The following is a 21,753-nucleotide window of genomic DNA, read 5'->3' as shown; positions in this document are numbered from 1 at the left end:
CAACGCTCAATCTCGACCTCGAAGCAGTTAACGTGGCGCCTTTTCTCGACTGATCCCCGAGCGAGGAGGTTGTCCATGTCCACGCGCTATGTCGACCATCCGCTACAACCGGGCGACCGGGCCCCGAACGTTGTGTTTGATGCGATCTCGCACGAGGGGAAGATCGCACTTGATGATTTTCGCGGCCGCAGCCCATTATTGATCGGTCTGTTTCGAGGCCTGCATTGTCCGTTCTGCCGGCGCCATGTCGCGGCCATGGCATATCTCAACCCGATGCTGCGTGAGAAAGGCGTCCAATCCCTGGCGGTGGTAAATACGCCGGTCGAACGCGCGCGGCTCTATTTCCGTTACCATCCGATACCCGATCTTCTTGCTGCATCCGACCCGGGACGGGCTTCGCACCAAGCCTTCGGCTTACGCGAGGTCGGGATCGACACGGTCATGGCGATACGGATCGATCTTCAGGGCGAGTTGCCCGAGCCCATGGGCGTGATGGCAATGGACGAATTTCTCAACGAGAAGGAAGGATATCAAATGACGGAAGCCGATCAGCAGATGATGACTGCCGACCACGGGCAGCTTGTCGGTCAGTTCCTAATCGACCGGGAAGGCATCGTACGCTGGAGCTTCACTGAAGTTCTGGAGGCTGGGCTCGAGACATTCACGGCACCGAATTCCCAGGAATTGATGTCGGCAGCTTCCCAAGTCGCACATTAACAACGAAAAACTCGCTCGAGGACCTACCGCCGGGGTGGTGCTCGGTGTTGACGCATCGTTCGAGATGCTCATCGACTCGCTGTTTACCGCTTGCTTTCTGGCGCCTCCACTCCACCCTTGGCGATGGATCGCCGGTGGAATTTGAAATCCAGCTTGCCGCAAAGAACCGATCAGAACCTGAGACGGTGCGATAGGGCTCCGGATCCGATCCGAGCCCGAAGCGGTCAGATGGCTTTCCTCTAGACTTCGGAATTTCCGCGATCTACATTCGAGCCTCTGTGAGGCTGAAATTATATCAGGTCTCAGCCCCTTTGCATCGCCCACCCTGACCATTTGCGGTTCGGGCCTGCGCTTCACCCCCATCCAACGCAATTTCACCGCGCAAGCGGGAGGAGTTTCCATGGCCAATGCCCAATGCGCCTGCGGCGCTCTGAGACTGACGCTCAGCGAGCCGCCACAACTGACTGCGCTGTGTCACTGTTTGGCTTGCCAGCGGAGAACTGGCGCGCCGTTCAGCGCAAATGCTTTCTACGCGATCGGCTGTGTCGAAATATCCGGAATGTCTACAGAATTCATTCGTACCGCCGAGAGCGGTCGCAAGGTCCGAATGCATTTTTGCCCCACCTGCGGCTCGACCGTCTATTGGAAGGCCGATGCTGCGCCGTCCTGGATTGGAGTGGCGGTCGGCTCCCTTGCCGACCCGGCCTTCGCGCCACCTGCACTATCAGTCTTCGAACAATCGAAACATAAGTGGGTGCAGCTCGACGAAGCGGTAGAGCACTTTCAAGGTTCGGTGTCCGGGTGACCGGCCAGACAAGTTCCTTATGGCGCATTCCGGCCTCTCTCGGCCGAAAGCGGTGCCTGGCGCAGCGGGCGATGTCCTGCGGTATGGGCTTTGGCTCGGCTTAATCCTCTTTTGCCGAAGCGATCTCATTTCCTTCGTGAAGCGCAGCTCCGACGACCGGTGCGAGCCAAGGCTCACGTCGAATGGTCCACACTTCGACCATCGGGCTGATAGCGTAAGGCGCTTCATCAAGCGTCCCCAGAAACACTTCCACGCCGTCATCGAAGAGAAAGAAGAGTCGAGAACCACAGACAGGGCAGAAAGACCTTTTATCGAAAGTGCTGATTTTTCCGGACATCTGGAATTGCCGATGATGCCAATTTGCCGTTGCGGAGAAGGCGGAGCCAGTGATCTTTCTGCACGTCTTGCAGTGGCACAACCCCGACTGATAGGGCTCGCCTCGGACCTCATAACGCACCGCACCGCACAGGCATCCACCCGTTCGCATTGCTTCGACTGGCATATTCTCCTCCCACTTGAAGGTGTGACGACCCACTAAAGACAACAGCGGCTGCGATATCAATGACGGCCAATTGGGGAAATCCTGAGAGGAACTCCGCCAGGCTGCCGACCCGTTCAATCTGCCTCTGCCCCTTTGCGCCCCAGCGGACTAAGCGCACTACTTCCCGAGAGCGCTCTTCAGCGCATCGACGACGACGCGGACGGAGGGGACGTCTTTGATATCCGAATGGACAACCAGCCAGACTTGTCTTGTCAAAACCTGTTCGGTCTCGATGCGCTGGAGGCCGCTGGACTCCGGAGCGGCGAAATCGGGGAGCATGACGACACCGGCGCCAAGGCTTGCGGTTGCGGCCTGGAACTCCAGAACGGACGACCGCAGCGCGATCGGCCGGCCGGCGGCCAGTTCGGTCAGCCGCAGTTGCTGCGGTGAGGCGTTCATGGTTTCGTCGTAACCGATGAAGGTCCAGTCCGACGGGGAAACCGCTTCGAGATAGGTCCTTGATGCGTAGAGATGGAAGCTCATTTCGCCGAGCTTGACGATGGCGTAATCGCCGTCCTCGGGACGCGACATGCGCACGGCGATATCCGCCTCTCGTCTATTCAGCGACGCGAGGCGCTTTTCTCCGACGAGCGTGATCCCAACACCCGGATGGTCTCGCCTGACGGCGGCGATCGGCTTTGCCAGCAGCACGCTTGAGAGAGCGGGCGGCGCGCTGATCCTCACATGGCCACGCAATTCCGTGGCGCTGCTGCGGCCAAGCTGCTCGATTGCCGCAGTCTGCGCGGCGACAAGAGCTGCGTGCCTGGCAACCTGCTCCCCGTCCGAGGTCAACATGATGCGCCGTCCGCGGCGGTCTACCAGCTTGCGTCCGAGACTGGCTTCAAGCGACGAAATGCGCCGGCTGATCGTCGCATGTTCGACGCCGAGCTGCTTTGCGGCGCCAAGCAAGGTTCCCGACTGCGCGAGCGCCAGGAAATGCCGAAGGTCGTCCCAGTCGAGTTGTGTGAATTCTCTCCCAATCATTGTGAAGTAATAGGGAATTTTCACACATCATGCCATCGGTTAATTTGCGCCCATGAAGGAGCACGAGAGATGACCGACCAAATCATATGGCTGAACGCCCCCGGTGACGTCACCCAGTTCCATGTCGAGGAGCATCACCATTCTGAACCTCCCGGCGATGGTGAGATCAAGATCCGTCATCAGGCGATCGGAACCAACTTTCTCGACGTCTATCACCGCAAGGGCATCTACCCCATGCCTTCCTACCCCTCGGTGATCGGCGCCGAGGCGGCGGGCATCGTCGAAGACGTCGGTCCTGGCGTTTCCATGTTCCAAAAGGGTGACCGGGTTGCCTATGCCGGGCCTCCGGTTGGAGCCTATCGCTCAGCCAGGAACATTGCCGCTGAAAGGGCGATCAAGCTTCCGGATGCCGTTTCGGCGAAAACGGCAGCGAGTTCGCTGCTCAAAGGCATGACCGCCTACATGCTGTTGAAAAAGACCTATGATGTGCGTGCAGGAACACAGGTTCTGATCCATGCTGCTGCGGGCGGGCTTGGAAGCATCCTCGTTCGCTGGGCCAAATCGCTCGATGCCACGGTGATCGGGACGGTTGGCTCTTCCGAAAAGGCCGCAATCGCCGCATCTTATCGAGCCGATCACCTCATTGTCGGACGAGGCGCCGATATCGTCGCGGACGTGAAGCGGCTGACGAACGGGCTTGGTGTCGACGTCGCCTATGACGGGATCGGCGGCGACACGCTTCTCAAGAGCATACGCTCTGTCCGCCCATTCGGCATCGCCGTCACCATCGGCCAGGCCGCCGGTGCTATTCCACCGGTGCCCGTCGAGGAACTGCGCCCGGGCAAGGCGCTCTGCCATCCGAGTATCATGGCCTGGTGCGCTGACATCGGACAGTATCGCGAGGCTGCTTTCGCTGCCGTCGGCGCGATGGAAACAGGGATCGTCGCGCAGATCGGTGCCGAATATCGTTTGGCCGATGTTGCGAAGGCGCACGAAGAGATGGAGTCCGGACGTTCGGCGGGCAGTATCCTGCTGATACCCTGATTGGTCAGCGATATTTATTTTGGCTTACGCAGATGGAGAGATCCAGTCGGAATAGGAACCACACTGGCAAGTCGTTGGCCTACTACCGTACCGATTGTGGCAACGCCGGGCGTGTTCCTGGATGCGGGTTCGATCTGGCGAAGAAACAGTCCGGTATCATCTGCAAGAGATCCGATGGTAATCATCGGCTCATCGTCGACGAAAAGTATCAATCCAATGCCGGATCCAACCTTATCCTCCACCCTGCATGGAACGGCTCGCAGTTCGGTCTCCGCGTTTGTCGAGAACAGGGATTTCACAAGCCCGCCAAGTGCTTCGATATTATTGACGAACGGCCGCACGACAAGCGTGACCGCCTCTTTTTCAGATAGGGTGAGTTCGACGGAAAACTGAGCCGGCGCAGATCCGGTTGGCAGGCAAGCACTATAGAGCTGAAAAATCGCGGCGCGGGCGAAATTCAAGCGTGTATCTTGGGATTCGGCTTCGACGATTGATTGAAGAAAGCGTGAAGAGTTCACTGCCGCAATCCCTATTTCGAATCGGGCTAGCCCGATGATGATTTACGATATCGCATCTGGGAGCGAGCCGTCCGCATTATTCATATTGCCGACTGCTGACCTTCGAAAAATCTCCGGTTTGTCCCCGATATCCCGGATATTCCGCGAATATTTGGCGAAGCTGCAGGCCCAGTTTAGATCGCAAGAAAATATGGAAGCATTTAGGTCAATACGCCGTTGAGATCGCTATCCCTTGTGCGTTCGCGCGACCATCCCGGTTCGCGGGCGCGCTTCCGATCGTCGTGTCACGCCCGTTTTCGTCTTGAAATCGGTTTCCGCCGTCGAGCGATATGCCACATGTTGTTGGCAGCCATCAAATCGAATGGCAACACCCGGTGCCGTACCCGCGACATGCGTTAATGCTGGACGGCGGAATGGCTTCGGTGGACCGATTATTGAAGCTTGAGGGCGGCGTCGCGCAGAGCCTGCCAAGCAGGGCTCCCATCGTTATGGATGTCGAATTTGTCGTAGTCGTCCTGGGGATAGAGGCCCGAATCCTGCGTGCTGGTGAGCCGCCAGACCACCCAACCTCCGCAATCCGAGGTGGCGATCGTATTCAGCCAAGTTCCATAGGCGTTTGCCTGATCGGCATCGGATCGCGGAACTCCAAACTCCTCCAGGATCACCGGTTTTCCGATGCTTCGCCCGATCCCGCAGTATTCGCGAATGCGGGCATCGAAATCGGAATGGCTCATTTTGGCGTAGGATGGGTAGCCATGCCACGTGCCGAAATCAACGCTCGGAATATTCATATCCGCCAGCTTCTGATCCATGTTCCCATGGCCCGTCGTGACGAGCTGTTTCGGCGCCAGGGATTTGATATAGGCTGACATTTCCGACACCCACTCATAAAGGAGCGGTTTGGGATGGATGTCAGGTTCGTTGGCCAGATCCCAGGCAAATATGGTGGGGTCGTCGGAATAGCGCACACCGGTAATCGTGTTGACGCGCGACAGAACATGCCGAACCCATTCCTTGTAATCGCGTCGGGTTCGCGGATCAGCGGCAAAAAAGGTGTATTTGTCCGAACTCCCGTACCAGGCGTTCATCTGCTGGGCACCGCCCGTGTAGGCCCAGAAATCGACGAATGCGAGGATCAGCTTAAGCTTGCGCTTCGCCGCTTCCGCGATGAGGTAATCGACCTTTTGCAGGCCGTCAGGTCCGTCGTTGGGAACCATCTTGTTGGTTATCGGATCCCAACTCATCATATAGATGCCCTTGGTTCCGAGGTTGCTGGAATCGGCCGTGCTCTTTGAATTCCAGATCGTCGGCACCTGGCCGTCCAGCGACCCTATAACCGGTTGCAGGAAGGTGCGCACCACATTGGCGCCCATTGCCGTGGCATCGTCCAATACGCGGGTGACTTCGCCTGACGAGCCAAATGTCAGATAATGGTTGTTCACGCCGGCCACGCGAAATGGCTTGCCGTCCAGCAGGAAGCCCCCCTCTTTCGTCGTGACGAAAGATTGCTGCGCGGATGACTGCGCGTCCGCAGATCCGACTTGAGCAGACCAAAAAAGCGCCAGCGCCGCAGCGCCGATAGCGAAATCCCGGAAACGGTGAATACGCCTCATGCTAAGAAACTCCCTTTCAAGCCCGTGACGCAATTCCGATTTGGTCTGTCTGGTCGAGGGAATTGCCGTATGTCGAGACACCGCCAGCCGTTGATGGCGCGGCGATGGACGGCGTCGCAGTGCGCCGTGTGGCCCAATACAATGCCGGGCACAGAAGCAGGCCTTCCAGCGAAACAGCAATGACCCAGAAGTCGGCTGTGGCTGCGATCCCGAATCGCGCACCGCCGGCGGCGGCCACGATCTCCAACACCGCACCGCCGATCAGAACGAGCGTGGCAAAGCCCAGGCGCCGTCGGACACGTTGAACCGCCAGATAATGATACTTCGACGCCATTCCGAAAGCGGCAACGCCCAGAAACTGAAGGCCATTTCCTGCAATCACAGCATAGGCCGGATTGAATATCCAGAGCATGAAGCGCGACAGGAAGAGGAACGCCAAGGCGGTCGCCGCGCAGACCAGCATCGACAAGCCGAGCGACAGGCGCAGGCGCGCGGGAAATAGCTCCGGCTCCCGCACAGCGATGGCAAACAACACCGAGGCGAGTGACGCAGGGACGAGAAGCGCAACGTTCAGCACCGTCCAGGCGGCATAGAAGGCGGCGTTGATCTCAGCAGACAGCATCACCGTGACGACGAAAGGCAGCAGCAGCGCCGGCGCCTGAACAGCCATGCTGAGCGCGTGATGGCCGAAAACCTGTCCGAGCATCGGGCGGAAGGCGCGGATCTCCGGCCGGTGGAAGACGCGCCTGCCGGCATAGACAAGAAGCCCGGCCACGACGACCAGCGAGACAAGCTGCCCGGCAAACCAGGTGGTGAAGATCGCCAGTTCGTTGGTCGCCCGGCCAATTGTCAGGCCGAGAGCGATCAGGAGAAGAAGCTTGCTGGCGGCGAAGACGACATTCCGGGCCAGTTGAAGGCCGCTCCGCAGGAGGCCGACCATGGCTTGGTCGAGCACGAGCGTCACAGCCGTCAGAGCGCAAGCCGCGACGAAGAAGAGATCGGTCGCGGAGGAACCGACGATCGAGCCAAGCTGGGTCGATGTACAGGCTGCGATAGCAAGATAGATCAGCCCCACCACGATGGAGGCGCTGAACGAGGCCAGGAGGGCGCCCGTCAGAAACGGGCCTGCTCTTTGCTGACGGCCCATCTCGCCCATCAGGAAGGGTCCGAGACCGACTTCACCGAGATTCGCGAGGAGATTCATCAACGATATGGCGGCGGCGGCGAGCCCAACAGCTTCGGCCGAGAAGGTACGCGCTGCGAACCACCAGTAGACGAAGCCGAGAATGGCCGTCATCAACGTTCCAAGCCCCAGCATGCCTGCATTGAGGAGCAAAACCGCCTGGTTCATCAGGAGGCTGCGGACGTTAGCGATGGCGGCGCTGACGGTCATCATGCCTATTCCACCCGTTCGAGCGCGCGAGCAGGAACGGAGGTGAACCGTCGCGTAAGGGCCGCGCGGGTCCTGCCGAGAGCGAATCCGGCCGCGGTGGCCCCTAGGCCGGCGGCCAGGGCGACGGCGCGAAGAAGGCCGCTCGGCTGGCCAAGCAGCACATCAGCAAATCCCCGCATAAGCCCTTGGGGCAAGGTCCTCGTCATATAGGTCTTTTCCGACGCCAGCGCCTCGCCGGAGCCTGCCATCAACGATAGGCTGGCCTTTGAAAGCCCTTCGGCCCAGCATCGATGAAGGAAATATTTCCACGTCGCACGATCAGCGGGTATGGCGTGATCGCTGCCGCTGGACGGCTCGAAGACGAAACGGCCATGCGGCAAGGCCTTGGTTGCACGGATGCAGAGTTCGGTTTCCTCGCATCCGAGCGGCAAAGCCTTGGCCGTTCGGCCCAAGCCGGAATCGAAGCCGCCCGTATGATCGAAGACGGAGCGGCGGATGCACATGGACGCGCCGATGAGGTTGCGCACCGGCCCCGGATGAAGGCCGCGATAGGTGCAGCCAAGGGTCCACAGGAATTCGTCGGGAAACCAGGACGGACGATCTGTTTCCCACAACGGGCGGATAGCGGAGACGGCGCCCAGAACCGAGGGATCCTCGAGTTGCCGCACCAAGGTTGCCAGCAAATCCCGATCTGACACGGCGTCGTCGTCGAGAAACAGGATGACCTCGCCGCGGCTGGCTGAAATCCCGGTGTTGCGGGCGCCGGAGAGGCCGGGCGGATGAATATTCTCGACGATCCTGACGGGGGTTTCGAAGCGCTTGGCGCGCAGACGCAGCGCCAGTGCCGGATTGTGATCGACGATGACGACGATCTCGTCCGCGGCCGGGACCTGACGCGTTGCCGCCTCCATTGCCTTGTTGAGGACGTCCCAGCGCTTGTCGGAATAGCAGCAGATGACGATTGCCGTCGTGAGCTTACCGGGCACGGGAGGCTGGAAATTATCCATTTTTCGTCTCCGGATCAGCGAACTGAAGGGTCATTCCGGTCGGTGCCGGGGACTGGAGCGTGTCGATGGTCATCCAGACCTTGCGGTAGATCGTTCCCCTGTCGCCGCTCTTGTAGAGCCAGGCTTCCAGCCGTGCGGGGGCGCGCGTTTTCGTTGGTACGGAGAATTCGAAAGTTTGGCTGGAGGAAGGTGCCAGCTCGAAGGTTGGCATCTGTCCAATCAACGTACCGCCCAGAACGAGGTCAAGACTGTAAAGCGTCTTGGTGTCTTCCGAATTGCGCACGCCGACCGTTACCACATTGTTCGTCCAGTTCCATTTGGGCACCATCCAAAACTCGGTGAAATGAAACGGCTTACGTTCAAGCGCGACCGGGCGCGCCATGAGGACGGAACTCGTCGCCAGGATCATGGAAACTGCGAAGATCAAAAAACGGCGGCCGGGCCAAGCCCAGGGAATGGCTGGAACCGCCCTTGCGAGCGGCAAAACGACATTCAGGCACCGAAGGGCGATGGTCGTCAGGCCCAGGGCGTAGACCCAGCCGCGCGCATCGAGATGCCCGGCGACATGCAGCAGAAGCCCCAGAAAAATGCAGGCCGCGAAGCTCAGGAACACCGCGAGCGTTCCCCTTGTGACCGTATCGCCCTCTATGCGCAGGGTATCCACCAGCATGCGGCCCGGGAGATATAGGATCAGCGGCGCGCAGAGCGCCAGGCGAACCGCCTTCTCCGAGGTCGAAAAGGTTCCGGGCAGCCACGTTACGGTCAAGACAGCGGCAAGAATCCACAGCGGAATGATCCCCAGAAAGACACGGCGGGCCATCATCGGGGGCGAACTCCTGCATCTGCCCATGCCGTCGCGCCGACGATCTGAGCGGCGCCCGGGTTCACCTTCATCAGTTTCTGCCGGATCACGTTTGGGTCGAAGGATTTCTGGACGAGATGAACGATCTTGCTGTCCAGCCGGCTCAGCGTGAGGCCGAGGCGGCTATGGATCTGCGTCAGATAGGCCCCGCGCGCATCGCGCATCGTCGGCGACTGGTGCATCACATCGAGCAGAAAGACGGAATAGAGCGTCCATTCCCCGAACCGTGTCTGGTCTTTTGACGCGCTGAGACCCTTGAGCAGCTCGACGTAGGGTTTCGAGCCGTATTTCGACGCGATATAGTCATTCAGCGCGATGAGCCATTCGCGCTTGAAGCAGAAGAAATCGTTGATGAAATCGACGTAGCGAAAAGACCGGGCCGGCTCGACGCCGAGGATCTTTGCAACATTGCGCAACCGTTTCTTCTCGAAACGGTAGTGCAGATCGGGAAGCCTGTGGCTGGAATAATAGAGAACCGGTTGGCGCCGGTCGATCAGATCGGTCGTCGCAATGGGCCGCAGCAGCAGTGTATCCGCACCGAGATTACAGAAATGCTCGGTCCGGCAGAATTCGAAGGCGCGCAGCTTGATGATCTGCTGCCGAAACCAGCCGGGAAGTTCCAGTTCGCTGGCCGAAAGCCAATCGTTGTCGCCGGTGACGGCGGCGCCAGGCACGAGACCCTTCGCGTCGAGGAAGGCTCTTAAAGCGGCCGGGTTGTCGGTGACCATGGTCAGGTTTCCCTTGTCGGGGAAATGCTGCTGGTAGGAGCGAAGGGACGCTTCGAGTAGATATTCGATGTCCCGCGAATGGACGCACATGAAAGCGTCGATACGGCTATCGATCATTGTAAATCTCCGTCAGTTCGTCCCAAGGATTGAACCGGCTCTCCGGTCCGCTTGCGAGGGGCGGCGGGCTGCCGTGTTTTCCCGAGCCGCCCCACGTCGAAAATGACCATGAAGCCGTTGTCGAAGGTGCGGTCGACATCGGGCTCGGAATTGAACTTAAGCAGCGACGACGCCTGGAGGGGGACCATGTGGTTTCGGTCTTGCGCGCCGCCGTCGAAATAGACGCCGACGCCGGGCAGGCCGGTGGTCATGCGCAGGTCGACCATGACGAAGCCGATGCCCTGGTCAATCAGCAGCTGACGTTCCATCGGGCCGAGATCGGCTGCGGTGATGGCCATGCTCGTATCTTGCCCACTCTCAAGCGTGGTCGAGACCTTTTGACGGCCGTAGGTGGACAGGAGCAGGCGATTGATCCGATCGGTTGCGAAATTCTGGTCGCCGCCCAGCCATTCCTTGGTCCACCTTGCGGCGCTGATCCCCATCGGTTCTATCGACGAGGAGTCGGCTGACACTTCATAGGCGGCCGGAACCAGGATACGTGGTCCCTCGGAGCTGATGACGCCAGCAATCAGCACCGTCGTTGCGGCGGCGGCAAGCGCCGTTGCGCGCAGCCAGCCACGCGACGTGCCGTGCCAGAACGCCGCGACGGCCACCGCGACGACAATCGCGACGCCGAGGAAAGATAGCGAGCCGATGCGGTTGCCGATCTCCCACCCACTGCGCGTCAGGCGGAAGATGATACTGACGGGATAGGCCAGCGTCGCCAAAACGAGGATCTCGAGAAGACTTGAGCGCCATAGGCGCCATCTGGTCGGCGGCCAGAGGATGCTCGCATCCCGGTGCTGCCCATTGAAAACGAGCGAGCGGAGAAAGCCGGTGAGAAGCCCCAGGCAGATCAGCGCGACGCCTGCCATCGTCAGGTAACGTTGCCAAGCAGGCGCCAAGGCTCCCGTGTCCGACACGAAAAGCCTACGCGTCGCGGTCGAATTCGATACGAGTTGCGCTACCTCGTTTATGCCGCCTTCCAGTACGGGAAGGATGTAGCCGCCGGTGGGGTTCCCGACGATCTTCGACCAGGCGACCGGAGCAATCACGGCGATCGAGGCCAACAGGATCGCCTGCCGCCTCTGCATGGCGGACGCGCCCTGCCGCAGGCATTCCATCACCGCCGTGCCGCACAAAAGGGCCGTGCAAAAATAGGAGGTGAGATGATGAGTAACCGCGAGCGCCACGATCAGGACCATGGTGGCGATGACCGTCGGCCAGGCTGCCGTGTCGCTTGGCTCCATGCGTCGGCTTTCCGAAGCCAACAGCACCGCCACAAGCATGGGGATCGCCAGGCTTTCATAGGAGTAGTGGACGTCGAACAGCAAAAACGTGGACGAGCCCATGTAGATCAGGCAGGCGATGGAGGCGATCCGCGCAGAATCCGTGATCTTCTCGAAGAGCAGGAATAGCGTGAGCATCAGCACCATCCGCGCTGCCGCCAACACGATGAGGCCTGCCGCGAAGACGGACAGTCCGGACAGGTTGACCAAGGCGGACGTTATGAGCTCCAGTCCGGGATAGAGCGGGCTGACCGGCAGAAGGGGATTGGGCAGGAACAGTCGCCGCGCCTCCAGAATGTCGTTCACCGTCGCCCAGTGCAGGAATTCGTCATGATCTATGAATGCGACGGGTGCGCGGATGACGCGTACCACGAAGAGGGCTGAAGTGACGATCACTATGAGCGCCAAGCGCTCCAGGCGGCTGGCTCCCGGATGGATGATCCGCGCCGCTGGCGGGAGAAAGATCGCGGCGATGGCGGTATAGAACGTCGAAACCGCCCAGCCCTCCCCCAGCCGACTGGCATTTGCGGCAAGTGCGATCACGACAAGGGCGCAACTGCATAGCAAGGCAAAGACCGGCGACATGCCCAGCGACGAAGGATCGGCAATGCCCCCGACCGCGCTGTCCTGCCTGCGCAGGCCCAGAAATGCCGCGATCCATAGATCGATGCGTGGAATGGAAACCCTCTCTGTATAGCCGTGACGATAAGCTCCCTCCTGGTAGGCCTTCTGCTGGCCTGGAGAAGCCCGTCCCTTAACAATGGTCATCGTGCTTCAAATCTCCAAGCAGTGCTGGACCGGTTCGCAGTTCAGGCTGCGGATGCGAAAATACGCGTCTGTACACCGTCAGCAGCCGGTCCGTGCAATCGTCCCAGTCCGGCAACCTCGTCTCAATTGAGATCGGCCCGGCGTCCATGGTGGCGAGCATTTCACGTGCGGTGAAGTCTGGCGAAGCGTTGAGCGGAATGGATCGCACGAGGCCCTCCTCAACCAGCTCCCGAAAGCCTGATGTGTCGGTGGTCAGGACGGGAGCCTTGACCGAAAGCGCCTCCATAACCGCGACGGGATGAGCTTCATAATCGCTGAGGAGCACGACAAGTGCGGCCGAAGACAAAAGATCGGCCATTGCGGACCGGTCGGCCGGCGGAATTGCCCCGATCTCCACGCGGTTGCCGAGCCCGAGCTCGGCCACCTGCTGACGCAGCTTCGCCTCATAGGGGCCTTCTCCCAGGATTCGAAGGCGCATATCAGGGAATTTCGTTGCCAGCACATTAAAGGCAGCAAGCGCCCGATGATGACCTTTATAGCGCTCCAGCCTGCCGAGCGAGACAATCAGCGGCTTGTCGTGAGGTGAAGGGGATCGCCGCCCGGACTTTTCCGGCAGGCGCGCGCCATTGGGGATAACGATGAACCGGTCTCTCGCGATTGCCATATTCTGGCTGAATAGGTCCGCTTCGAATCGCGACACGCCAATGAGTTGCCCTGCCCTGGCAGCCAGAGGCGCAAGCATTCTGTGTTGGAAGCGCCGGATCGAGGATCGAAATGGTGACGAATGACCACCGCTGTGAAAGGTGACTACGAAAGGAAGCCCCTTGCGCGATGCGGCGGCCATTCCGAGGGGTGCCAGGAACGTGTGGTAGCCCTGAACATGCATCAGGTCCCAATCACCTTCGGCGACCGCCTTGAAGACGCCGGGGGCGAAGCACCAATCCCGCCCACGGGGAAAGGTCTTCAGCCTGATAATCTGCACGCCGTCTCGGGTTTCCGCTGCCGGAAGAAGGCCATCGGGATTGCCCGTCAATACCGTCACCGCATGCCCCTTGGCCACGAGCCGGGTTGCGACCTCGCTTACATGGGTTTCCGTTCCTCCGGCATAAGGCAGGTATCTCGCGCTGAGTATCAAAATGCGCATCATGCGGCCTCGCCAATTACATCCAGACCTCAGGACATGCCCTGCTCGAGGACTTGGACGCCCGTCGGCGTGCTGACGCGTTCCCGGAAGATCGTCTTCAGCACGCGCCAGCCGTCCGGAAGGGCACGCAGATTGCTGACGCCGTAGATGCGCTCCGATTCAAAGCTCGCGACTTCCATGATTTTGAGCTTGTTCTTCAGGGCCCGCAAATTGATCAGCGTCTCGATTTCGAAGCCGTCGCAATCGGCACGCAGCAAAGGAACATGCCGCCTCCAAAAGCCCATGTAGCCGTAGCACAGATCGCTGAAAGAGCTACCATACAGCATCCGGACCAGCAGGGTCAGGCCCAGATTGCCGAACCGGCGGATGACCGTCATGTCGCTGGTTCCGCCGCCCTGCATAAAGCGCGAACCCTTGACGAAATCCGCACCTGCAACAAGAGCCGCGACGAACAGGATGATTTCGTAAGGATCCATCGAACCGTCAGCATCCAGCATCACGATCATATCACCAGATGCGGCTTCGAAGCCCGTCCGCAATGCGATGCCTTTGCCCTTCTTAGGCTGAAGTACGATCTTGACATCATCGCGCATGCTTCGCGCTATGTCAGGCGTTCCGTCTGTCGATCGCCCATCGACGATGATGATTTCATGCACCCATGTCGGTATGCGGGGCAAAAGCAGCTTAATGTTTTCCGCTTCGTTCAAGGTTGGAATGACGAGCGAGGTCCTTGGCAAATTGAACATCGGACCTTGGACCGGCATCGAGGAATGCGAGGCTTCTACAGCTTGTATTGCAGACATAAGCTCTCCTTGGCGTTTTGGACCGCGTGACAAATCGCAAATCGACGATGCCTCTGAGCTCTTTGGCCGAGAGGAGGACTAAACTCTCCCCAGTCGGGGAAGGGTATGTGGCTGCGTCTCAATGTACTTTGATCAGATCGCCAGGCTGTAAGACCGTTTCTTCGGTAGCAGGTTCGACTGTGACTCCATTCGGTCCAGGCCGAACGATTTCAAATTCAACACCGGCGCTATCATTCGACGATACCATCGACCGGAAGATTTCAAGATCGCTCTCGGTCGTCTTCAATGCCGTGGATAGGCCTCTTTCCGCATCCGCTGCCGACTTCTCGATCTCGATCTTGCGTTCGATACGATCGCGCTCAACGTCCTGTTTCGCTGCCGCCAGCCGCTGCTTTGCGCTCTCGACATCGATGACGGCTTGCTGCTTTCGATCTTCCGACTCGGTCAGTTCGCTTTGCGCCCGGGTCAATTCGATGCTGGTGACAAGCTTGTTTTTGGCCAAATTCTCGATACTTGCCAGCCGATCCTGACGGACCCGAATGGTGGCATCATAATTGCCGACGCGGGCCTGACGCAGATCGAGATCGGCCTGAGCATCGGCAACAGATTTTGCGTAAGCACTGCTCTGCGCATCCTTGCTCGTCGTTATCAATTGGCGCTGCCATGTCTCATCATCCAGCAACCGTTGGGCATCGGGATCGGGACCGAGAATTGGTGCACCAATGCTGGCAATTTGCACGGAATCGCGCTTCGCCCTGAGCACCTCGGTTCGCGACGCAAGCCGCTTCAGATCGGCCAACTCAGTCTTCAACCGCTCGATCTGGCGTGTAATTTCCACACTCTGCCACGGCTCAATACTCTTCGCCGCCATGCCACCCGCTTGCGCAACGGCATGCAGAACGGTCATGCCATCAACATATCGAAACGAGCCGGGATTACGAACCGGGCCGGTAATATAAACAGGCTGGTGCTCAATCTTGACGATATTCACGAACCCCTTTCTGCCGACCAAATTTTCGTACGAAGGAAGAATTATCGCCTCCGCATCCGCCGGAGGAAGCCCTCGAACCCGGAAGCGTCCCAAAAGCGGAAGCGAAATCGTTCCGTCCGCTTCAACGACGTATTCGCCAGTGAGTTCGGGGCGCTGATAAAAGTTCCAGGGAACCGTGCCCCGTGAACCCGTCCAGCGGTCTTCGACGGAGGCCAAGCTTTCGTAAAATGCCAGATTCAATTTATCGCCTGAGCGAAGACCGTCACGCAACAATTGAGGCTGCCGGGCCAAAGTCTCACCAGGTGTCACAACCGAGACCGCTTCCGTAGGCGAAGGCAACTCTTCCGCTGCTGGCGTCAATGGAACAATTGCTGCAAACACCATGCACAGTATTGTTTGATGTAGGCGAGAGCCGATTCTCGACCTATATTGAGGTATCGCTGGAGATATTATCTTCGAAAGCTTCATGTTTCGAATTTCCGCTTTGAAAGCGATGGGCACCCTCTAATCTCTTTAAGGTTAGCATAATATTAACCATATTCAACAGTACTTAACAATGATTAATACATCTTACTGGCAGGCTAATATCCTGAGTCGGAAAGAATTCAATGAAAGTAATATCTTGCTGCGACCGGGCAGCACTTCAAAATCCTTGGCTTTATGGGTTTATTCGACGATCAGCAGGGTGAAATTTGCAACGTAGCTCTCAGCTTTAGTCCATCAGAGCCGCCATTGGCGAAGAGATGTCTGAGCCAATGCCGGCACTTGAGAAATGGTTTCGAGGACGACATTTGCGCCGTCGCGATCCTGGATGTCGACATCATTCCGCAGCGGGTTTCGGCGTTGTGATCCGGGATGGCGAACCGATTTGTATCCGCGGCTGGCCGGCAACTTATCCATAAAATGGCATTATATTTTGCATTTCAGATATCTACAGCCATAGAACCTGTTGCGATAAGGTGCCCGCCATCGAGGTGGGCTCTCGGCACAGGCCGACCGTCCTCCCCAGCAAAATGACACCGCAGTCGGTGTCAATGACAGGGAAAGGTTTAAAGCTCTATGTCTGTACATGAAAAGCCACTGATCGCGATTGCCGGTGCAACGAGCAAGCAGGGGCGCAGCGTCGCCGCGGCCCTCCTTGAGAGCCAGCGTTTCCGGGTGCGTGCTTTAACCCGGAAAAAGGATTCACCTGAAGCGTTACGTCTGGAGGAACGCGGCGCTGAAATTGTAGCCGTCCCTCTCGAGCTTGGCCGTCAAAAGGATCTCGTTGCCGCCTTCAAAGGCGCGGATGGCGCATTTCTGATGACGCCGCCGATCGCCCCGCCGGAGACGATCGAGGCCCCTCTCGGCCGACAACTGGCGGATGCGGCCGTTGAGGCCGGCGTCGAGCATATTGTTTTCAGCACGCTGGAGAATGTCGACGAGATCACCAGCGGGACGAAGTATGCGCCGCATTTTACCGACAAAGCGCGCGTTGCCGACTATATTCGCACCCTGCCGATCTCTCATTCCTTCGTCATGCCGGCATTCTTCTACACGAATCTGCTCGAATATTATGTGCCGCGCATGGAGGGCGATACGCTGCTCCTGCCGGTTTATCTTCCTGAAGATTTTCGAGCACCTTTTGTCGATCCGCTGACGGCGACCGGGCCGGTCGTGCTTGAGATTTTCTCAAGCCCCGAGCGTTACAACGGCAAAACGCTGCCGATCGTTGGCGACATCATTTCTCCGCGCGAAATGGTCGAAACCTTTCAGCGCGTGACCGGCCGCAAGGCCGAGTATCGAAACGCTTTCACCCGGGATGGCCTGCTGCACTTTTTTCCAGAGTTTGCCGCCAACGAACTTCTCGTTCGAGAGATTCTGGGGATGGTCGAATATGCTGTCGACTATGGCTATTTCGGCAAGGAGCAAGACCTCGAATGGAGCCGTCGCCTGAACCCCGACACGTTCAACTGGGAACAATATCTGCGAACGACGGGGTGGCGTGGCGATAAACGGTCATTCGGACTCTAAATCATGACGGCCGGATTCCCGGTAATTTGGAAACCTCGGCGACAAGAAAGTCGACGAGAAGCCGAACGCGGGCAATGGCGGCACGCTCTGGAACGATCAGCAAGCTCACCGGAACCGGTAAAGGACGATAGTCGCCAAGCACGACCTCGAGCTGGCCGTCATCGAGAAGATCGTGGACCAACCAGAGGTGTGCGGGACCAATGCCCCGTCCGGCGGCAAAGGCTTCGCGCGCCGCAAGCCCGTGATCGACGCGCAACTTGCCGCTGACAGGGATCATCAGGCTCGTGCCATCGGGAGAGGAAAGAACGAGTTGATCGCTGCCGGCCACATTGGACATCGCCACGGTTTCGTAGCGTGACAGATCGGCTGGGCGTTCGGGCCGTCCATGGGCCGACAAATAGGCCGGAGCGCCGACCAGCAGACGATGGCTTTCTCCGAGCGCATGAAGTTTCATTGCGCTGTCGGCGAGAGGTCCAAGACGGAGTGCGACGTCGACGCCTTCGCGAACCAGGTCGATACGCTCGTCCGTCAGGTTGAGGTCGACCCGGATGTCCGGATGCCTGTCCTGGAAATCAAAGATCAGGCGCGTGATGTGCATCACGCCGAGCGCTGCCGTACAAGAAAGCCGAACAGCGCCTGCGGGGGCCTGACGGGCATCTCTTGCTTCTTCAGCAGCCTGTTCGACCAGGCGCAATATCTGCAGGCAATTGGTATAATAGCGGCTGCCTTCATCCGTCAGGGTGACGCGACGCGTGGTGCGGCTGAGAAGCGGTACGCCGACAGCCTGCTCAAGTTCATTGAGGTGCCGCGTCACGGTGGATTGACCGACACCCAGCTCTCTTGCGACCATCGACAGGTTGCCGCGTTCGGCGACGCGAACGAAGGTGCGCATTCTGTCGAGAGACAGTCCGGTATTATCCATTTTTCAGCACATTGATCCTCATTCATTCCATATAGGGAATAATCTGGGCTGTGCCTAGCCGTATCAGAGCGGAACACCCTCTGCCAAAGAGATCGCCGACACCAGCCCCTCATCCGCCTGCCGGCACCTTCTCCCCGCTCGCGGGGCGAAGGGGATATGTCGCAACCTCTCCGTGCCTCGCTACCTCCCGCAAGGCACGTCCCCTCGCCCCGTTTACGGAGAGAGGGCGAGGGTGAGGGGCAGCCATTCGCGCGAACGGGACAGCTTATCGCGTCGAGCCGCGTGGGATGATCGAGAAGCCGCAATCGACCTTGCCTTCGCCGGGCGGTTCGCCGCGGATGGCGCGCAGCAGCATGTCGGCGACGCGGTAGCCGATATCGTAGCGCGCAATCTGCACCGTCGTCAGCGACGGCTGGGTGAAGGCTGAAAATTCCAGATCGTTGAAGCCGCAGATGCCGACATCCTCCGGCACGCGGATGCCGCGCGCGGCACATTCGATGAGCACGCCCAGCGCCAGATCGTCGCTTTGGGCAAAGACGGCATCGATATCCGGCACGCGCTGCAACAGGCGGGCAAACAACTCCCGGCCAAGGCCGGTGCTGCTGCTTCCCTCATCTCCGCCAATGGCGAGATCGGGATCGAAACGGCCGGCTTCCCGCATCGCGGCCTCATAGCCTTCCTTCCGCCGGCGCGAGCGAATATCCGTGCCGCGGCCGATGAAGCCGATCCTTTCATAGCCCCTCGACAGCAGGAAGCGGGTGGGTTCTGCGCCTGCAGCATGATGATCAAGGCCGACGACCAGCCTTGCCGGCTCCTGGCTAAGATCGGTGATATGGGCGATCGGACAGGTGGCATCCTTGATCAGCGGCAGGAGATCACCATAGGATTCGGCGCCGGCGATGATGACGCCGGCCGGCTTCTGCGTCAGGAAGGATCTGAGCTCGCCGGCCTCGCCGTCGGCGTGGTGGAGCGTACTGGAATATTGCACGCGGAATTCGGTGGCGCGCAGGCAATCCTCGATGCCGATCATCAGGCCGGCAAAGCCGTGCTGGTGCAAAGCGGGCGTGATGACGCCGATGATGCCGTTATGGCGGCCGGCCAGAGCCCGGGCGGCAAGATTGGGGATGTACCCCATCTCGGCTACCGTGCGCAGGATGGTCTGGCGCAGATCCTCAGAGACGATTTCAGGATTGCGAAGCGCGCGCGAAATGGTGATGGGGCTGACCCCCACCTTCTTCGCCACATCGCTCAACTTCACATGCGCGCCGCGCCTGGCTTTCCGCCCCCGCTCCACTGCTGCCCTCATCCCCCTTATTCTTCGCCCGCGAGACTCGCCTGCCCTCGAATCGCGGCCGTTACTTTTTGAAGAAGAAATAATTTAGAGTCTACTAACATTTTATATTTGAAATGGGATCCGGAATACAATTCCAGAAAGAGCACAGGATCGTCTGCCGGCAAATTACGGACGCATGCGGCGATCGGATCACCGCCTCCAGGAATAAGTCCATTTATTGTCGAATAAAAACATGGCGGCGGCCGCCAAACGAGGCAAAATCAAGCCGGAATTTTCGAGAAGCTCAAACGCCGCATGAGCGAAGATTAAATTCCAGTCATTTCTTACAAATCGGCAATATAAACATGTTCAAACTTTAATTTGAAAATCTGCTTGGTGGGATCATATGAATCCCGAGCGCCAATTCTTCTCTCCCCGGTCGCCGCCCCTCGACGACTGCGCGTTTCCAGAAGGAATTGGCGCCAAACGCCATCCGACGCCAGGTCCCAGGACATGGAACCACGACGCCATCCAAGCCAATGCTCTCGCCAGGGACCACCGCCCAAGGGATCACCACCATGTCACACATCCTCCGCAATCATCGCACCGCAGCCCTTGTGGGGGCCGCCATCATCGCCGGCGCGGCATGCCTGCCCGTTGCGATCAACGCCTCCAATGCCGTTGCCGCGCCTTCGGATACCGGCCGCGTTCTTGCCCCCAGCGGCTCCTTCGCCTCCATCGTCGATGCCGACAAACCTGCCGTCGTCACCGTCACCACGACTGTCAAGACAACCGATGTCAGCGCAGATCAGCAGGAGTCGCCGATGGACGAGCAGTTCCGCCAATTCTTCGAGGACCAGGGCATCCCGCTGCCGCGCCAGGCGCCGAAAAACCGGCCGTCGCAGCAGGCAATGGCGCTCGGCTCCGGCTTCATCATCAGCCCCGACGGAGTGATCGTCACCAACAACCATGTCATCGACAATGCCGTCGACATCAAGGTGACGCTGGATGACGGCACCGAACTGCCGGCCAAGCTGATCGGCACAGACCCGAAATCCGATGTCGCTGTGTTGAAGATAGAGGCGGGCAAGCCGCTGCAAACCATTGGCTGGGGCGATTCCGACAGGCTGAAGCTCGGCGATCAGATCCTGGCGATCGGCAACCCCTTCGGCATCGGCACCACAGTAACGGCCGGCATCGTCTCGGCGCGCGGCCGCGACCTGCACAGCGGACCCTATGACGATTTCATCCAGATCGACGCGCCGATCAACCATGGCAATTCCGGTGGCCCGCTGGTCGACCGCAGCGGCAATGTCGTCGGCATCAACACCGCCATCTATTCGCCGAACGGCGGCAGCGTCGGCGTCGGTTTCGCCATTCCCTCCGATGAGGCGAAGGCGATCGTCGCCAAGCTGCAGAAGGACGGGTCGATCAATCACGGCTATCTCGGCGTGCAGATCCAGCCGGTCACCAAGGATGTCGCCGATGCCGTCGGCCTCGACAAGACCGGCGGCGCGCTGGTCGCCGCCATCACTGCCGATACGCCGGCCGCCCATGCCGGCCTGAAGCCCGGCGATATCGTCACCTCAGTCGGCGGCGAGAGCGTCAAGACGCCGAAAGACCTGTCGCGCCTGGTCGCCGACCTTTCGCCGGGCGCCAAGGAAGCTCTCAGCATCTGGCGCGATGGCAAGACCATCGATCTCAACGTCACCGTCGGCACCAATGAGGAAGGCCAGAAGCAGGCCGCGGCCGAAAGTCCCGCCAGCAAGGGCGAGAGCAGCGGCCAGCCGAGCCTCGGCATCGGCCTTGCCGACCTGACACCCGACGTGCGCCAGCAGCTCAACCTGCCGCGCTCGATCAGTGGCGCGGTGGTCGCCAAAGTCGCCCCGGACAAGTCGGCGGCTGCCGCCGGCATCCAGTCCGGCGATGTCATCGTCTCGGTGAACGATAGACCGGTCCATAACGCCCGCGACGTCAAGACCGCAATCGCCGATGCCGGCAAGGCCGGCCGCAAGTCGGTGCTGCTGCTCGTCGAACGCGACGGCAACAAGACCTTCGTCGCCGTGCCGTTTGGGGCTGCTTGAGGCGACCGGACCTCGGGAAAGCGGACGCGCCGATGGCTGCCCCCTCACCCCAACCTTACCGGGACCGAGTCACTCGTCTCGACCCCGGTTGGTGGCGG

General features: G+C 59.5%; 19 protein-coding genes. 5 read left to right on the top strand and 14 right to left on the bottom strand.

All coding sequences use genetic code 11. The features are described 5' to 3' along the window. The first annotated feature begins 75 nt into the window (after positions 1 to 75). Positions 76 to 717 (top strand): peroxiredoxin-like family protein, encoded by a 642-nt coding sequence (locus tag N1937_RS04935; protein WP_170263321.1) that lies wholly within the window; start codon positions 76 to 78, stop codon positions 715 to 717. Between the two features lie 400 nt (positions 718 to 1,117). Further along, entirely contained in the window at positions 1,118 to 1,522 is a 405-nt protein-coding gene (locus tag N1937_RS04930) for a GFA family protein (RefSeq protein WP_260057682.1), read from the top strand. A gap of 100 nt (positions 1,523 to 1,622) precedes the next feature. On the opposite strand, the gene N1937_RS04925 is transcribed toward N1937_RS04930, so the two are convergent. Together N1937_RS04925 and N1937_RS04920 are read right to left on the bottom strand one after the other, a co-directional pair. Beyond that, on the bottom strand, positions 1,623 to 2,024 hold the full coding sequence (locus N1937_RS04925; RefSeq protein WP_260057681.1) for a GFA family protein: 402 nt from the start codon (positions 2,022 to 2,024) through the stop codon (positions 1,623 to 1,625). Between the two features lie 156 nt (positions 2,025 to 2,180). Beyond that, positions 2,181 to 3,047 carry a LysR family transcriptional regulator gene (locus N1937_RS04920; RefSeq protein ID WP_260059056.1) on the bottom strand — a complete coding sequence of 289 codons (867 nt, stop codon included), beginning with the start codon at positions 3,045 to 3,047 and terminating at the stop codon, positions 2,181 to 2,183. A gap of 69 nt (positions 3,048 to 3,116) precedes the next feature. Here N1937_RS04920 and N1937_RS04915 point away from each other — a divergent pair, with 69 nt between their 5' ends. Beyond that, complete coding sequence (locus N1937_RS04915; RefSeq protein WP_260057680.1) at positions 3,117 to 4,091, top strand: quinone oxidoreductase family protein; 975 nt, start codon at positions 3,117 to 3,119, stop codon at positions 4,089 to 4,091. Positions 4,092 to 4,105: 14 nt separating this feature from the next. Here the strand turns inward: N1937_RS04915 and N1937_RS04910 are convergent, their stop codons facing one another. The 10 genes from N1937_RS04910 to N1937_RS04865 all read right to left on the bottom strand — a co-directional run bounded on the left by N1937_RS04910 (position 4,106) and on the right by N1937_RS04865 (position 15,747). After that, complete coding sequence (locus N1937_RS04910; RefSeq protein ID WP_170263328.1) at positions 4,106 to 4,609, bottom strand: hypothetical protein; 504 nt, start codon at positions 4,607 to 4,609, stop codon at positions 4,106 to 4,108. Between the two features lie 431 nt (positions 4,610 to 5,040). Beyond that, the gene (locus N1937_RS04905; protein WP_260057679.1) at positions 5,041 to 6,222 is read right to left on the bottom strand and encodes a glycoside hydrolase 5 family protein; all 1,182 of its coding nucleotides are present in this window, start codon (positions 6,220 to 6,222) and stop codon (positions 5,041 to 5,043) included. Positions 6,223 to 6,238: 16 nt separating this feature from the next. After that, the gene (locus tag N1937_RS04900; RefSeq protein WP_170263332.1) at positions 6,239 to 7,618 is read right to left on the bottom strand and encodes a hypothetical protein; all 1,380 of its coding nucleotides are present in this window, start codon (positions 7,616 to 7,618) and stop codon (positions 6,239 to 6,241) included. A gap of 2 nt (positions 7,619 to 7,620) precedes the next feature. Beyond that, the gene (locus N1937_RS04895) at positions 7,621 to 8,622 is read right to left on the bottom strand and encodes a glycosyltransferase family 2 protein (protein ID WP_162119573.1); all 1,002 of its coding nucleotides are present in this window, start codon (positions 8,620 to 8,622) and stop codon (positions 7,621 to 7,623) included. Next, positions 8,615 to 9,445: a hypothetical protein gene (locus N1937_RS04890; RefSeq protein WP_170280319.1), complete on the bottom strand. Its 831-nt coding sequence runs from the start codon at positions 9,443 to 9,445 to the stop codon at positions 8,615 to 8,617. The genes N1937_RS04895 and N1937_RS04890 overlap by 8 nt, the downstream gene beginning before the upstream one ends. Next, positions 9,442 to 10,329, bottom strand: coding sequence for a DUF6492 family protein (locus tag N1937_RS04885; RefSeq protein ID WP_260057677.1), 888 nt, complete (start codon positions 10,327 to 10,329; stop codon positions 9,442 to 9,444). The genes N1937_RS04890 and N1937_RS04885 overlap by 4 nt, the downstream gene beginning before the upstream one ends. Beyond that, positions 10,326 to 12,425, bottom strand: coding sequence for a hypothetical protein (locus N1937_RS04880; RefSeq protein ID WP_260057676.1), 2,100 nt, complete (start codon positions 12,423 to 12,425; stop codon positions 10,326 to 10,328). Before N1937_RS04880 ends, N1937_RS04885 begins: the two co-directional genes overlap by 4 nt. Further along, entirely contained in the window at positions 12,412 to 13,572 is a 1,161-nt protein-coding gene (locus N1937_RS04875; protein ID WP_311202833.1) for a glycosyltransferase family 4 protein, read from the bottom strand. Before N1937_RS04875 ends, N1937_RS04880 begins: the two co-directional genes overlap by 14 nt. Before the next feature lie 26 nt (positions 13,573 to 13,598). Beyond that, positions 13,599 to 14,372 (bottom strand): glycosyltransferase family 2 protein, encoded by a 774-nt coding sequence (locus tag N1937_RS04870; protein ID WP_162119568.1) that lies wholly within the window; start codon positions 14,370 to 14,372, stop codon positions 13,599 to 13,601. A gap of 118 nt (positions 14,373 to 14,490) precedes the next feature. Further along, positions 14,491 to 15,747: a polysaccharide biosynthesis/export family protein gene (locus tag N1937_RS04865; RefSeq protein ID WP_260057670.1), complete on the bottom strand. Its 1,257-nt coding sequence runs from the start codon at positions 15,745 to 15,747 to the stop codon at positions 14,491 to 14,493. Positions 15,748 to 16,422: 675 nt separating this feature from the next. Between N1937_RS04865 and N1937_RS04860 the strand changes: the two genes are divergently transcribed. Continuing rightward, complete coding sequence (locus N1937_RS04860; protein WP_260057669.1) at positions 16,423 to 17,376, top strand: NmrA/HSCARG family protein; 954 nt, start codon at positions 16,423 to 16,425, stop codon at positions 17,374 to 17,376. 1 nt (position 17,377) lies between these two features. On the opposite strand, the gene N1937_RS04855 is transcribed toward N1937_RS04860, so the two are convergent. Both N1937_RS04855 and N1937_RS04850 read right to left on the bottom strand, forming a co-directional pair. Beyond that, positions 17,378 to 18,298, bottom strand: a complete 921-nt coding sequence (locus tag N1937_RS04855) for a LysR family transcriptional regulator (protein ID WP_260057668.1) — start codon at positions 18,296 to 18,298, stop codon at positions 17,378 to 17,380. A gap of 265 nt (positions 18,299 to 18,563) precedes the next feature. Beyond that, positions 18,564 to 19,604 (bottom strand): LacI family DNA-binding transcriptional regulator, encoded by a 1,041-nt coding sequence (locus tag N1937_RS04850; protein WP_260057667.1) that lies wholly within the window; start codon positions 19,602 to 19,604, stop codon positions 18,564 to 18,566. Between the two features lie 545 nt (positions 19,605 to 20,149). On the opposite strand from N1937_RS04850, the gene N1937_RS04845 reads away from it, so the two are divergent. Continuing rightward, positions 20,150 to 21,655 (top strand): DegQ family serine endoprotease, encoded by a 1,506-nt coding sequence (locus N1937_RS04845; protein WP_260057665.1) that lies wholly within the window; start codon positions 20,150 to 20,152, stop codon positions 21,653 to 21,655. Positions 21,656 to 21,753: the final 98 nt, after the last annotated feature.

Source organism: Rhizobium sp. WSM4643, assembly GCF_025152745.1.
In the GTDB taxonomy this organism is placed as follows: domain Bacteria; phylum Pseudomonadota; class Alphaproteobacteria; order Rhizobiales; family Rhizobiaceae; genus Rhizobium; species Rhizobium leguminosarum_I.
This window is presented reverse-complemented; position numbering and strand designations above follow the sequence as displayed.